Annotated in this window: 10 protein-coding genes; all 10 read right to left on the bottom strand. The window is 52.0% G+C overall.

Annotation, left to right across the window (positions count from 1 at the left end):
• Nucleotides 1-368: 368 nt before the first annotated feature.
• The 10 genes from ABT58_RS11405 to ABT58_RS11360 all read right to left on the bottom strand — a co-directional run bounded on the left by ABT58_RS11405 (nt 369) and on the right by ABT58_RS11360 (nt 14676).
• A complete protein-coding gene (locus ABT58_RS11405; RefSeq protein WP_047874526.1) occupies nt 369-1784 on the bottom strand; it encodes a phosphoglucomutase/phosphomannomutase family protein in 1416 nt (471 codons plus the stop codon).
• 60 nt (nt 1785-1844) lie between these two features.
• Nucleotides 1845-4250 (bottom strand): glycoside hydrolase family 94 protein, encoded by a 2406-nt coding sequence (locus tag ABT58_RS11400; protein WP_047874525.1) that lies wholly within the window; start codon nt 4248-4250, stop codon nt 1845-1847.
• Between the two features lie 38 nt (nt 4251-4288).
• A complete protein-coding gene (locus ABT58_RS11395; protein WP_047874524.1) occupies nt 4289-6220 on the bottom strand; it encodes a beta-N-acetylhexosaminidase in 1932 nt (643 codons plus the stop codon).
• An 8-nt stretch (nt 6221-6228) separates the two neighbouring features.
• Nucleotides 6229-7116, bottom strand: a complete 888-nt coding sequence (locus ABT58_RS11390) for a glucosamine kinase nucleotide-binding domain-containing protein (protein ID WP_047874523.1) — start codon at nt 7114-7116, stop codon at nt 6229-6231.
• Nucleotides 7109-8842 (bottom strand): glycoside hydrolase family 9 protein, encoded by a 1734-nt coding sequence (locus ABT58_RS11385; protein ID WP_047874522.1) that lies wholly within the window; start codon nt 8840-8842, stop codon nt 7109-7111. Before ABT58_RS11385 ends, ABT58_RS11390 begins: the two co-directional genes overlap by 8 nt.
• A gap of 12 nt (nt 8843-8854) precedes the next feature.
• Nucleotides 8855-9850 (bottom strand): ABC transporter ATP-binding protein, encoded by a 996-nt coding sequence (locus tag ABT58_RS11380; RefSeq protein WP_047874521.1) that lies wholly within the window; start codon nt 9848-9850, stop codon nt 8855-8857.
• 21 nt (nt 9851-9871) lie between these two features.
• Complete coding sequence (locus ABT58_RS11375; protein ID WP_047874520.1) at nt 9872-10843, bottom strand: ABC transporter ATP-binding protein; 972 nt, start codon at nt 10841-10843, stop codon at nt 9872-9874.
• Nucleotides 10843-11868, bottom strand: coding sequence for an ABC transporter permease (locus ABT58_RS11370; RefSeq protein ID WP_047874519.1), 1026 nt, complete (start codon nt 11866-11868; stop codon nt 10843-10845). The genes ABT58_RS11375 and ABT58_RS11370 overlap by 1 nt, the downstream gene beginning before the upstream one ends.
• Before the next feature lie 2 nt (nt 11869-11870).
• The gene (locus tag ABT58_RS11365; protein ID WP_047874518.1) at nt 11871-12857 is read right to left on the bottom strand and encodes an ABC transporter permease; all 987 of its coding nucleotides are present in this window, start codon (nt 12855-12857) and stop codon (nt 11871-11873) included.
• A gap of 139 nt (nt 12858-12996) precedes the next feature.
• Nucleotides 12997-14676, bottom strand: coding sequence for an ABC transporter substrate-binding protein (locus ABT58_RS11360; protein ID WP_047874517.1), 1680 nt, complete (start codon nt 14674-14676; stop codon nt 12997-12999).
• Nucleotides 14677-14909 lie beyond the last annotated feature (233 nt).

Below are 14909 nucleotides of genomic sequence, written 5' to 3'. Positions count from 1 at the left end.
ACTCCCGTCCGCTCCGCCACTTATACTAAGCCTCAGTCGAAAGACTGGGGCTTTTTTACGTTTAACGCTCCCGAAAGTGCTACGCACTTTTTCGCGTCGGATGGCCGCCCCGCTAAATGCCGGACCATCGATTCCCGTCTGACACTTATAAGAAAGCCCTGTCATTGCTGACAGGGCTTTTTGTGTTTTTACTGTGACCAAAAAAGAAAAAGGGTAGCCAAGCTACCCCTGTCGTTAATGCCAAATTGGCTGACTAAATGTAACAGCTATGCCGCATGTTACTTTTTGGTTCAACAAGTTACCTCTTACCCTGCTGCGGCAGTGGTGCAACAGGGCTTGAGTAGGGTGACGCATATTACGCAATTCACTTACGCTTTCAGGAAGAACTCACGCATTTGTACGACCACAGCTTCCGCTGTGTATTGATCTTCCATTTCAGCAAACAGGCGTAGCAATGGTTCAGTACCAGAGAAACGAGCCAGTGCCCAGCCGCCATTTTTGAAGTACACCTTCAGACCGTCCGCGTAGCTGACTTTCTCAATTTCAAAGGCAAACTCAGGCAAGGCTTTTTCCACGTAGATTCTGTCGTGGATCTGTGGCTTCTGGCTCGCTTTGAAGGTGCAATCGCCTTCTGCGGTGTAAGCAAAGCCGTACTTACCGTAGATCTCGCCTAACAACTCAGACAGTTTCTTGCCGGTCACACTGATCATTTCGACCAGCAGGCTGGAAGCGAAGACGCCGTCTTTCCCTTTGATGTGACCACGGATAGTCAGGCCACCAGAGCTTTCACCCCCGATCAAAGAATCATCGGCTTCCATTTGTGAGCTGATGTGCTTAAAGCCAACCGGCACTTCAAAGCACTTCTCGCCGTGATCGGCGGCGATCTTGTCCAGAATATGGGTGGTCGCAATGTTACGTACCACCGAGCCTTTCCAGCCCTTGTATTCCAGCAAGTAGTAGTAAAGCAGCATTAATACTTCGTTCGGGTGAATGAAGTTGCCTTTTTCGTCGATGATACCCAGACGGTCCGCATCACCATCGGTACCGATACCGATGTCATAGCCTTGAGATGCGACCAGGTGCTTCAGACGGTACAGGGTGGCAGCGCTTGGTGATGGCATCATGCCACCGAACGCCGGGTTCTCGCCGTCGTTGATCACGTCGACATCACAGCGACCGGTGATCAGCACGGTTTGCAGGGCGTTTTTCGCCACACCGAACATTGGGTCGATCAAGACGCGTAGGTTCGCTTGCTTGATCGCAGCCATGTCAATGGCGTTCACGATGGAATCCACGAATTCGTTCATCGGGTTGATCTCAGTGATCACACCATCATGAATGGCTTCTTCGTAGTCGCACAACTTGACATCAGCGGCGGTCAGGTTGGCAATTTGTGCTTCAATTTTTTGGGTGATCACTTCATCGGCGTCGCGGCCGCCTTTGATGAACACCTTGATGCCGTTGTAATCGGCCGGGTTGTGAGATGCCGTGATACAGGCCGAGTAGTCCGCATCCATTTCTTTGGCTTTGAACATCACCACAGGGGTTGGAACGTACTTGTTCACGAAGCTCACCGGTACACCATTGGCTGCCATTACTTCGGCAAACCAACGTGCGGCTTTGTCAGACAAGAAGCGACGGTCGTAACCGATGACAAAACCATTTTTTTCCACTTTCTCGTTGAGCATGATATTGGCAAGCGCCTGCGCAACAAGACGAACATTATCTCGGGTAAACTCTTCACCAATAAAGGCGCGCCAGCCACCGGTTCCAAACTGGATCATGTGGAACTCCTATTTCTCTCGTAGATGAAAGCGGGGCGCAAAGGGCGCCCCGAAAAAGGTTTAGCCTAGTACAACAACCACTTCGTTGACGCTGCCTGCAGGTTGTGCAGGGATTGCGCCTTCAATGGCTTCACCGTTTAGCGTGATTGACGCAACGCCTTTGCTCACACCGTTCGGGTTCTGTACTTTGATCTGGTAAGTTGCATCACGCCACTCACGGTTCACTTCAAAGCCCGGCCAGTTGGTTGGAATACATGGGTTCACCGTCAGGCCGTCGAAGCCTGTCTGTACACCCAGAATGAAGTTAGTCACTGCGAAGTATGCCCAGCCAGAGGTACCAGTTAGCCATGGGTGGTTTGCACGGCCATGGTTTTCGTGGTCGCGGCCCATGATGAACTGCACGTAAGAGTACGGTTCAGCAATACGCTTCTCGATGATGTCGTTCTGGTTGTACGGGTTCAGTGCATCGTAGAACTTCATTGCACGGTCACCACGGCCCAGTTTGGTTTCCGCTACCCATGCCCATGGGTTTGGATGCGAGAAGATCGCGCCGTTTTCTTTCACGCCTTGGTATACGCGCGTCACGAAGCCGATGTCATCGTTTGGTGTTGAGAATGATGGTGAGTTCAGGTGCAGACCGTACTCAGAGAACAGGTTCTCATCGACCGCGTCCATAGCTTTCTCGCCACGCTCTTGTGATGCCATGCCAGACAGTACCGCTAGGGTGTTTGACTCTAGGTGGATACGGCCTTCCGTTTGCTGTGCGGTACCGATCTTGTCACCGTCTTTAGTTAGACCACGGATGTACCAGCCACCCTCGTCGTCCCACAGGTGAGTTTCACATGCTTCACGCACGTTCGCCGCCATCACGGTGTACTTCTGAACGTCTTCTTCGTTGCCACGGTGTTTTGCCAGCTCGATGAACTCTTGTAGAGCCCAGAAGTGCAGGAAGGACACCATTGCTGATTCACCGCCGCCCAAGTTCAAACAGTCGTTCCAGTCAGCACGCAGACCTTTACAGATACCGGTTTGACCGACGTACTCTGCAGAGAAGTCCAGCGCGGCTTTCATGTGCTCATACACGGTTGCGTTGCCGCCGTCTGCGTATGGGATAGACTCATCAAGGAAGCTCTCTTCACCGGTTTCCTGAACGAAGTTGATGATGGTTGGCACGATCCATAGGTGGTCATCTGAACAGGTATCGTCGATGCCGTGGATCTTGTCGTCATCACTTGGGGTTGGTACCACCGTTGGTGATTTAGACGGTTTAACGTCAGCTTTTTCTGGATCGAACCAGTCTGGATCGAACAGGTGCAGACCGTAACCGGCTTTTACTTGGCCGCGTAGTAGGTCAACCAAGCGCTTACGGGTCATCGCTGGGTTTGAGTGAGGAACGGAAATCGCATCCTGTGCAGTATCACGGTAGCCAAGACCAGTACGGCCGCCTACTTCGATGAAGGAAGCAAAACGCGACCAAACGACACAGGTTTCTGCTTGGTATAGGGTCCATGCGTTGATCATGGTGTCTAGACCTTCGTTTGGCGATTTCACCTGGAACTTGTTACAACGGCTGTTCCAGTGTTCTTTGATGTCTGCAAATGCGGCATCAACGTTGGCGAAATCTTGGTATTTCGCACGTAGACGCTGGCCTTCGCCTTTACCAATACCCAGGATGAAGACGAAACGCACTTCTTCGCCAGGCTGGATCACAAACTGCTTGTGCAGTGAACCACAGTGGTTGTAACAGGTTTGTACGTGGTTAGAACAACGACCTTGCTCAACCGCAATTGGGTTGGCTTCGTCACGGTACATACCCAGGAAGGTATCACGCTGGCCATCGTAGCTGTCAGGATCGAAGCTTGATGCCATGTAGTAGAAGCCTTCGTAATCGTTGGTGTTGTAGTACAGATCGTACTCAATCACACCATCGTTGTAAGACGTACCGGCAGAGTACAGGCTCATCTGGTGGTTCTGGTTATCAGACTTGATGTGGCTGAATGAGAACTCAACGAAAGAGAAGGCGCTGATAGTACGTGGCTTGTCGCCGTCGTTCTTGATCTTCACATCCCAAATTTGCGCGTCTTCGCCTTTTGGTACGAACAGGGTTTTCTGTGCGGTAATACCGTTGTATTCACACTTAAACTTTGAGTAAGACAGACCGTGACGCACTTCATAGCTGGCTTCTTCCAGGCTTTTTGCCACTGGCTGCCATGAGATTGACCAGAAATCACCGCTCTCGTCATCGCGCAGGTACACGTAGTGACCCGGGCGATCCAGCGTTGCGTTTGGACGGAATTTTGTCACACGGTTGTGCTCAGGGCTGTTGTAGAACGAGTAGCCGCCGGCATTGTGTGAAATTACCGTACAGAATTTTTCAGTACCTAGGTAGTTGGTCCAAGGAGCAGGTGCGTCAGGACGGGTGATCACATACTCTCTGTTGTCATTGTCAAAAAAGCCGTATTTCATTGTTTTTAATCCTTTTACTGTAATCTTTGTCCTGCGACTTACTCGCAACGACGGTAATTGATGCCGACCTTGTCTAGGTACGTCAGCTGACCATTTAAACGTGCCTTGAAATCGGGCCAGCTACGATTTTCGGGTGCTGTCCAGCCGATCTCAGCGACGGCTAGCAAGCGGGGATAAAGCATGTATTCAAAACGACTCTGGTTATTCACCAGTTCACACCACAGGGCACCTTGTACCCCTTTGATGCGTTGATGTGCCGGATCGTCCTGTGGCAGATCCGCCAGTGGGCGATAGCTGTACACGTGGTCCAGTGGCAGTTTGCCCGCCCAGTCCACGCCTGCTTCGTCGGCAGAAAAGCCTTGTGCCAAGTCGAGGTAGGTGTACTGCGCTGGTTGCATCACGACATTGAAGCCCGCTTGTGCACATTTCTGGCCCGCTTCTTCACTGCGCCAGGAGAAAATCACCGTGTCTTTGCTGACCTTGTCACCGTCGGTGGCTTCTTCCCAGCCCATCATGGTTTTGCCTTTGCTCGCTAAATGCTGCTCAGCAAAACGTAACAGGTGGCCTTGCAATTCCTTCGGATCCGTATAGCCATGCTCTTCCATCAGGGCATGACAAGCCGGACTGTCGGTCCATACACCGGCCGGTACTTCATCAGCTCCAATGTGGACATAAGGCGCGGGGAATAGCTCGCAAATCTCATCTAACACATTGGTTAAGAAGGTATAAGTGCCTTTAAGTGCTGGCGACAGAATATTATCAGTGTATCCCTGAATGCTGCGGTATTTTGATCGATCTTGTGGGTCAACCAGCAAATCTGGCAGCGAACGGATCGCGGCACGGCAGTGACCCGGAATATCAATCTCTGGGATCACGGTGATACCACGGTCGCTTGCATACGCGATCACATCGCGGATGTCTTGTTTGGTGTAGAAGCCGCCGTAACGCTGACTGATGGTGGTGAACTGCGGCACAATCGCTTCGTTCGGGCCACGCCATGCACCAATGCGGGTCAGCTCTGGGTAGGCATCAATTTCTACTCGCCAGCCTTCATCATCGGTCAGGTGCCAATGGAAGGTGTTGAATTTATAACGGGCCAGTTGATCCAGCAGGAACTTAACGCGCTCGATGCCATGGAAATGGCGGGCACAGTCAAGCATGAAGCCCCGGTAACCGTAATGGGGAGCGTCCTGCACTTCGACCATCGGCAGTGCGTAGGCCGCTTGTGCCTGATGGCTTGGCTTCACCGGGATCAGCTGTAGCAAGGTTGATACGGCATGGGCAAAGCCGGCTTCAGAGCCCGCTTGCAGCCAGATATGCTCTTGCTCAATCAACAGGTGGTACGCCCCTTCCGTCATCTGTGCACAGTGCTGGAAGGTGATGTTGCCCTTGTCGCGTACCGGTAGTGGTTCATGCAACAGGGTTTGCAGTTCTTGTTGCAACCAACGGCAACTGCCGGCAGCGGCTTCGTGCGCTTGCGTGATGGCCGTGTGCTGCGTCAGGCGGAAGTAGCCCTCTAAACGCTGTAGTGTCTGTGGTTCAGGGATCAGATTGATCGCTTTGGCAGCCGGCAATGGCGTGTTGAAACGCTCAGAGTTGGCGGCATGCAGATTAATCGTGGTCACTTCCACCGGCAGAGGCGTAATGAAGCTGTCTTGTGCCGCCGTGCTGATGAAGGCATCCAATAGCCCGTCATCAAACAGGGTGAACGGTGAGGTACCGACATTGAACTCGGTGTAGAAGTGGCTGTTAGGGGCCAACACCGCGTCCGCATCCGGCTTCAGAATGCAGTAACTGCCCACTTGCTCTAAGGATCCGACGGTCAGCGTATCGGCACTGATCCAACGGCCAAAGGTAAAGTGCAGTGCCCAACCGTCCAGTGGACGGTCAGTCAGATTGTGTAGCGTTAAGGCAAAACGTGATTGATGGTCGTGTTGTTCAATCACGGTGAGGTCAAGACGGTAGCTCATAGTTGCACTCATAATTGATACAGATCGTGGTTGCCCCTTGCCATCGCAAGGGCACCGTCCATGGCATCGCCAAGCGGGCTGGCGACGCGTTGCTGCATAGGAGGCGTGAGCCAAGGAATGATCCGCTCCGCAATACTGCCCATTAAGCAAATGTGTTCTGCGCCACGTGCGATCAATGCCTGCATCCACATTTCAATGTCGCGCGCGGTTTGTGTCAGTAATTCCACGGCAAGGGCATCGCCTTGCTGCGCGTGGGCAAAAATAGCCGGTGAAAATTGGCCGTAATCGCAAGGACGCGCGGTCTTCGACCAGCTGACAATGGCGTCAATGTCGTGCTGGAAATGTGCCAGTACCTGACTGGCCAGCGGTGTCATCGGGCGGATCTCATCGACGGCTAATAACACTTGCTGGATCAAACGCAGCCCCATGACGGCGCCGCCACCCTGATCGGATATCGGGAATTCACGGCCACCGACAATGTGTTGTTGGCCTTGTGACAGGAAGATCCCGCACGAGCCCGTTCCGGCGATCAGGATTGCGCCGTCATTGCCATCCCATGCGCCTAAGCACGCGCCGTACGCATCCGTATTGAGCGTGACGTGGGCATACGGGTGGGGCAGTGCCATGAATTCACGCCATGAGCTTTTCTGTTCGGCACCGGCTAATGCCAGGCCAACGCCCATTTGGGCAAAGCTTTCACGGCCAAGGCCTGCTAATTCTGCGGCGGTGGCAATCGCATCTTGGATTGACTGCATCGCCACTTGGCCACCGAGCATGATGTTGGCGCTGCCGGTTTTGGCTTCCCCTAACAGGGTGCCATTGAGATCGGTAATGCGGGCGCGGCATGAGGTGCCACCGCCATCAACACCGACGTAGTAACGGATCGAATTAGTCACAATGACGCTCCTTAAATTGCAGCGTAATGGCCAGCAAGTACCAACCGGCATGCGGAATCCATTGCTCGCCCCAGCGCCAGTTTTGCAAAATATCTTCGGCCTGCGGCTGCGGGTTAAAGGCGATATCGCGCTCATTATCAAAGCCACTGGTGATGCCATTGCAGACACCACCACGGGCATTGAAGAAGCCTAATTCGGGCAGATAATCCGGGTTGTTACGCCCATGACCGTCGAGCATAGAAATATCAAACGGGTTCAGACCCAGTAACCAGTCCATCAGGCGTTGTGCGTAGGTGCGCAGCGCCGTTGTGTCGGTGTGGATCGAGCGATATTGGCAGGCGAGGTACGCCATGCTGGCCAGTGACGCCAAGCGGGCATTTTCCCCTTGCCACCAATAACCGGTTTCATTGTTATGCGGCACAAAGAAGGCGCTGTGTTTGTCGCCGTCAACCGCTTTGACGTATTGGCGCGGGTAACCAAACGGGTTCGCCACTTCTGCGGTGATCGCCAGTTCAAATTGCAACGCCTGCGTGATAATCGTGGTGATGGCTTGCTGCTGCGCCGCATCGTGTTCGATGTCGAGGTAACGCAGCAGGCTGATCACCGGCAAACCGGCTTCTGCCGCATGAAAGTATGGGCGAGAGCCATCCGCATTGGCCGACCAGAAGTGTGCCATGTTGTCATCGCTCATCTGACGGGCCGCCAAACGCTGTGCCCAGCGGCGTGTTTCGCTCAAGTAGCGGGCATCGTCAGTGGTGCGGTACAGATCGGTGGCGGCCAGCAGGGCGCAGTACTCATCAATGATGTTTTCCACACCGTCGTTGAGGTAGTGGGTATTCATTTCCACTAAGTGCCAGTAGCCGCGCTCGGCACAGGCCAAGTACTCGGCCGCTGCGGTGGTATCAAAGTCCAGTGCGTTGGCGATCGGTTGCTGCAAAGTACGCGCCGCAAAGGCCAAAGCAGCAATCGCTACGCCGCCACCTTGACGGAATGCCGCGTGGTAATCGTCGGACTTTACCCCGGCTTGTGTCGCGTAAGCACAAATCTCACGCTGTTTGGTGTCTTTGCTCCACTTGTCAAAGACCGTCATATAGAAGAAGCCATCCGGGCTTTGCATACGCTGCAGGAAATCAGCACCGTGCAAGGCTTCTTCAAGCAGACGCACTTGGGTGAACTTGGCCACGCCGTCGTCATCTGCCAGTTGTTCAAATGCCATCAGCATGTTCCAGACAATCATCGGGATCTGCTGAGGGTTAAAATAGTTGCCGTAGGAGAGGTGGCTGAAGTATTTGCTCACATCGCCTGACGCGTCATACCAGCCGCCATGGGCATCAATGGTCTGATCGCTACCCAGCACCGGTGCTTGGCGATCGGCGTGATCAAATTTGCCGCCGCAACGCTGGGATTTAAAGTAATGGAGAACATCGCTGAAGGTGCGATGCATTAATAGCCCCTCGGCGATTACAAATGGCGCAGATACGGTCTCTCCAATGCGAATGCGGAATTCACCGCACTGATCCAGTGCGGTGAAGTCCATGGAGTAGGTGTATCCCGTGTGCCATTGGTCTACCGGACCACAGGCCTTGAGAGGCAGCTGCATAATGGGCGTGCCACGCTGGCTGCATACTAGTTCAGCAGTGGTGAGCGACAGCTCGGTTTCTGCTTGTAGTATGGCTTGTTTCGCGCCGGCGCGTTCATAGCCCAAATGGTTCGTTAACAGCTGCATTATTCCTCCAAATTAGTTTTCAAATAGGTAACAGCGAACAAAGTGGTTGTCAGACAGCTGAGTCACACCCGGCAGTTGCGAACGACACTTATCAGTGGCGTGTGTACAACGGCCTGCAAATGGGCAGCCCAGGCTGTCAGGCGTCCACAATGGGATTTCGCCTTTGTTGCCTTTGAGTTTTTCGTGAATCGATTTCTTCGGATCCGGTACCGCAGACACCAGTAGCTGGGTGTATGGGTGCTGTGGATCGTGAATGATCTCTTCCGTGTCGCCCCATTCCACCATGTGGCCGACGTACATTACCGCCAAGTCTTCAGCGATGTAACGGGCCGTCGCGATATCGTGCGTGATGTACAGCAGGGCCATTTCACGCTCGAACTTCATCTCTTCCATCAGGTTCAAGACACCGGCACGGATAGATACGTCAAGCATTGACGTTGGTTCGTCTGCCAGTACCACTTCTGCGCCTACTGCGATGTTACGCGCCAGGTTGACACGCTGACGCTGACCACCAGAAAGCTGGTGCGGGTACTTCTCTGCCGTCGCTTTTGGCGGGATCAGACCCACTTGTTCAAGCAGGCTGTACACCATCTCTTCCAGCTCTTTCTTATTGCCTTTGCTCACCTTGTTGTGGATCAACAGTGGGCGGGCAATGTGGTGGAAAATGGTATGAGTAGGGTTCAGGGAGCCGAATGGGTCCTGCCATACCATCTGTACACCTTGGCGGTACAACATCAGATCATCTTTCTTCTTGATGTCTGCAATGTCGCGACCGAAGTACTCGATGTGGCCTGCTGTTGGCGCATACATCTTGGCGATCATTTTTGCCGTGGTGGATTTGCCTGAGCCGGATTCACCGACCACAGACAGACCACGACTTTTGTACATCTTGAATGACACGTCGTTAATCGCACGCATCATCGGTTTTTTCAGCGAGTTACTGCTGACCTGGAAATCTTTAACCAGGTTTTTACCTTCAATAATCGGTTGTCCGGTTGGCTTGCTCATCATGCCTCCTTATTCTTTTTATTAACTGCGCTTGTTGAATAGGTGGCAGTTGCTTAAACGGCCCGGTTCCAGTTGGCGAAGCTGCGTTGCTTGGGTAAAGCAGGCATCGTGTGCCTTGCTGCAGCGTGCCTGGAAGCGACAGCCTGTTGGTACTTCCAAAAGGTTCAGTGGGTTACCCGGAATACCGGTCAAACGGGTCTTAGGACCAGTTAGCGGTGGGAACGAGCTGCCCAAACCTTCGGTGTATGGGTGGAATGGCGTTTCCAGAATTTGCTTCGATGGTGCCACTTCCACTAATTCACCGGAGTACATGATGCCGATGCGGTCAGAGAACTCGACCATCAGCGACAAGTCATGGGTGATGAACAAGATTGAGAAACCAAACTCTTCTTTCAGCGCGTAAATCTTCTGCAGAATTTCACGCTGTACCACCACGTCCAGTGCCGTGGTTGGCTCATCCATGATGATCATCTTTGGATTCAGTGCCAGCGCGATGGCGATAACCAGACGCTGACGCATGCCGCCCGAGAACTGGTGCGGGTAGTCACGCAAACGGTTCGGGTGGATATCAACGATTTCCAACAGGCCTTCTGCACGGCGAATCGCTTGCTGACGGTTTAGCGTTGTGTGGCGCATGATCACGTCACAGAACTGCTCTTCCATTGTCAGTACCGGGTTCAGGGCGTTCATCGCACTCTGGAACACCATGGAGATCTGACTCCAACGGAATGCCGTCATTTGGTTATCGTTGAATTTCAGGATGTCGCCATGACCGTCAAAGATCACCTCACCACCGGTGATGAACGCTGGCGGCTTATGAAGACGCATGAGCGAGAAGGCAACGGTTGACTTACCACAGCCTGACTCACCAGCCAGACCGAAGATTTCACCTTTACCAATGTCAAAGCTGACATTGTTCACTGCGCGTACATCGCCTGCATCTGTGATGTAGTCAACGCACAGGTTGCGAATAGAGATTTGTGGGTTCGTCATTATTTCTCTCCCTCAAGGGCTGGCTTAGCATCAACCAATACTTCTGAAGATTGTGCTTTGTTCTGCTCTGCAAGGTTTTTCCAGCGACGCATCCCTTTGTGTGAGCGAAGCTGTGGGTTAGCAATTTCATCGACAGCGAAATTCAGCATCGCAAGACCGATAGCAATGAAAATCAGTGCGATACATGGAGCGAGTAGTTCCCACCATGCGCCAACCAGCATTGACGATGAGGTACGTACGTTGTTCAGCATGACACCCCAGCTGATGGAGCTTGGGTCACCCAGACCAAGGAAGGACAAGGTCGCTTCGGTCATGATGGCCAGCATTACAGAACCGATGAAGCTTGCACCGACGATAGAAACCAGGTTCGGTAGGATTTCAACGAAGATGATGCGCCAAGACGATTCACCCAATACTTCTGCTGCTTTGACAAATTCTTTTTCACGTAGGGACAGGGTCTGTGCGCGGACAACACGTGCGCCCCAGGCCCAGGAGGTTATCCCGATAACAATGGCGATGGTGAGTGGTCCTGCCTGCCCGATAAATGCTGCGATAACAAAGAGCAACGGGAACTGCGGTATAACCAGCATGATGTTCATCGCTGCTGTCAGCACGTCATCGATACGGCCGCCAAAGTAACCAGCGGATACCCCGATAACGGTTGCCAGGAAACACACCACGATACCGGCACTGAAACCGACGGCCAGAGAAGTACGTGCGCCGTAAACCACCTGTGACCAGATGTCACGACCCATGCGTGAGGTACCCAGTACGTGGTCGGCTTTTTTCGACATCAGCAGGGTACGACGGTTGTCCGCCAGGTTTTCTGCCACCCAACCCTCAGGGTTGCTTTGTGCGGCTTTCACGACGAATGCAGGGTATTCGTGTGGGTTACCGGTTTTACGGTCTGGTGCATGTTTTGTAATCACTGGCGCAAAGATGGCAGCCAGTACAAAGGTAGCGATGATAATGAGACCAAACAGGGCTTTGCCGTTGCTCGATAGCAGTTTGATTAAACCTTTCATGATTATTTGCCTCCCTTACGTAGACGTGGGTCAAGGGCTACAATCAGTAAGTCCGCAAGGAAGTTAAAGAACAGCATGAACAGGGTCATGATCAGTAGCTGGCCTTGTAGTACCTGGTAGTCACGGCCGTTAATTGCGTTTAGCAGTACGGTGCCAAGACCTGGGTAGTTAAAGATGATTTCGATAATAAGCTGACCACCGATTGCCATACCCAATGCCATGGATAGGGCGGTCACGCTTGGTAGCATGGCGTTACGTGCTGCGTAGTTGAATACCACACGGTTTTCGCTCAGGCCTTTACCCTTTGCCATGGTGATGTAGTCTTCGTTTAGCAGGTTGATCATGTTGTTACGCATGCTGATCAAGAACCCGCCGATCTGAATGATGGTGGCACAGATAAGAGGAAGCACGGCGTGGTGAAGCACGTCTTTGTAGAACGCCCAGCTTGTCCAGTCCGCAATCACACCCGGGGTGTAAGCGTAACCAGAAGGGAACCATTTTAAGCCGATTGCAAAGGTGTAGAGTGCCAGCATAGCGGTTACTACAGCAGGCACTGCCTGCACAACCAACATGGCTGGAGAGATGAACGCATCGTACTTACTGCCGCGTTTCCATGCCGCGAAGATACCCAAAATAGAACCGATACAGAATGACAGGACAACCGCAGTACCGGCTAGGAACAGTGACCAGCCTACCGCGTTGCCTAGCATTTCGTTTACGGTTTGCGGATAGGTCTGGATAGAGATACCCAGGTTCCAGCTCAAGATACTTTTTAAGTACGTAAAGTATTGTTCATACAGCGGGCCATCAACGAAACCAAGTAGTTTGGTCATGGCAGCAATACGCTCTGGTGTTACCTGTACCGTGGCGTTCGCAAACATCATGGTCACTGGGTCACCCGGCATTGCCCGCGGTATAATGAAGTTAATCGTAGCGGCCACGAGGAACGCTATGAAATAAAATGATAAACGTCGTAGAAAAAATCCCATAACTCACACCTTTCCAAACCAACCACATTCCCGAGGCTGGATTCAGGACGAAAAACCCCCTGACGACGAGCGCCACGCTTGACAGTAAAAGAGGGGGAAGAGGCGGTGCGCAAGACGCGCACCGCAATTTAAGCAGATATTACGATTTTGGTTTAAGGTCTAGCACTTGAAGAACACGCTCTTGTACGCCAGCCCAAATCATTGGACGGCCTTTAGGGTTGTTCTCGTTCCACCAACCGTCGAAGCGAGTGGTGTTGTACTGGAAGTTAAACGCACCTGTCATCACAGGGATTGTGATTTGGTTTTCAGCGATGATCTTTTGGATACCGTGAGCGATAGCTAGCTGCTCTTTACGGTCTGCCGTCTTGTAGAAGCTGTTTAGTAGCTTATCTAGCTCAGCATTCTTGAAGTGGTGCATCGCGAAACGTGGCTTACCTTCACCTTCTTGTAGCGCAGAGTTGTAACCGTCGTTCCAGTAAGTGTGTGGATCCGCACCTAGGAAGTAGTTGGTGTATGCAACGTCGTACGTACCGTCTTGCATTGCTTTGTTGTAGATTGCGAAGTCAGGTGTACGTGCTTTCGCGTTGATGCCTACTTCTTGTAGCTGCTCAACACCTAGCTGTACGGTGTTGTTGAAGTCAGTCCAACCGTTTGGAGAGATGATTTCAAATACGATTTCTTTGCCAGTTGGTGTTTCAACGAAGCCGTCACCGTTCACGTCTTTGAAGCCCGCTTTCTTAAGCAATGCTTTCGCGTTCTTCACGTTGTAGGTGTTGAAGCCTTTGTACTTGTTGTACACCTTAGGATCAGACCAGCTCTTATGCGCGTCACCTAGACCAGAAGCGTAGTCGTTTGGAGAACCGTTACCGTAGAAAGCGATGTCGATGATGGTTTGACGGTCAATCGCCATAGAGAACGCACGACGGAAATCAACGTTGTTGATTGCTTCGTGGTTGCCTTTGTTTGGCGACTTGAAGTTCATCATGAATGACTGGGTGCCCGCTGCTGGGTACCAGTACTTGTGGTTAGGGTTCGCAGCTGCGTAAGTGCTGTCGATGTCAGGAATGAACGAAGAAGTCCAGTCTAGCTCAGAGTTGATAACTTTAGCCAATAGCTGATCGTTACCTGCGATCTGAGGCATACGTAGACAGTCAACTTCTAGGTTAGATTTATCCCAGTAGTATGGGTTCTGACACTGGATGTATAGCTGAGGAGTAAAGGTATCAATTGCTGTGAATGCACCAGAACCTACTGGGTTTTCGTTAGCAAATGATTCAGGGTTCTTCACTTTGCTCCAGATGTGCTTAGGAACAAACGATACTTTAGCAATTTCAAACGGTGCGTTTGATGTTGCTTCAGTTAGGTCGAAAATAACTTTGTTACCTTGAACTTTAGCGCTCTTAACCCATGCGTTCACACCGGTACGGTCTAGTTCAGGCTTGCTCTGTAGCAATTCGATGGTGTAAGCCACATCGTGTGCAGTCAGAGGTTTGCCGTCAGACCATTTTAGGCCGTCACGCATTTCGAAAGTCACTTGCATCAGGTCGTCAGACATGTAGTAGTCTTTCGCTAGACGCATCACTGGCTCGTTACCGTGCATTTGGTTGAAGATAACAAGAGGTTCGTACATGAACTCAGTTGTTGTATGCAGGCTAGTGTCCAGGAATGGGTTAAAGTTACGTACCATTGTAGGGTAGAACTGAGGCACGATAGTTAGCTCACTGCGTTCTGCTGCAGAAACCACTGGTGCGGTTAGTGCAGATGCGGCTGCGGCAACAACCGCCATTGCTAACTGAGTTTTCTTAATATTGGCAAGCATAGCTGTTCCTTACTCTTTGCTTTTTGTTTCACTTATTGAAAAGCCCCGTTGTTCACGGGGAGCTGCAGAGCCCACTTCGTCTGGGGTGAGTAACGCGACCCAGCGAATGGCCTTGTAGGCTCTTAGTGCCCTTAGGAAACTCCGGAATAACAATTCGGTCAATCCGGCTGCCCGTTAAAAACGTCAAAACCCTTTCCGTATCCGTAAAAAACGTTAATTGACGAGTGTGATCT

This window comes from Photobacterium aphoticum (genome assembly GCF_001029435.1).
In the GTDB taxonomy this organism is placed as follows: domain Bacteria; phylum Pseudomonadota; class Gammaproteobacteria; order Enterobacterales; family Vibrionaceae; genus Photobacterium; species Photobacterium aphoticum.
This window is presented reverse-complemented; position numbering and strand designations above follow the sequence as displayed.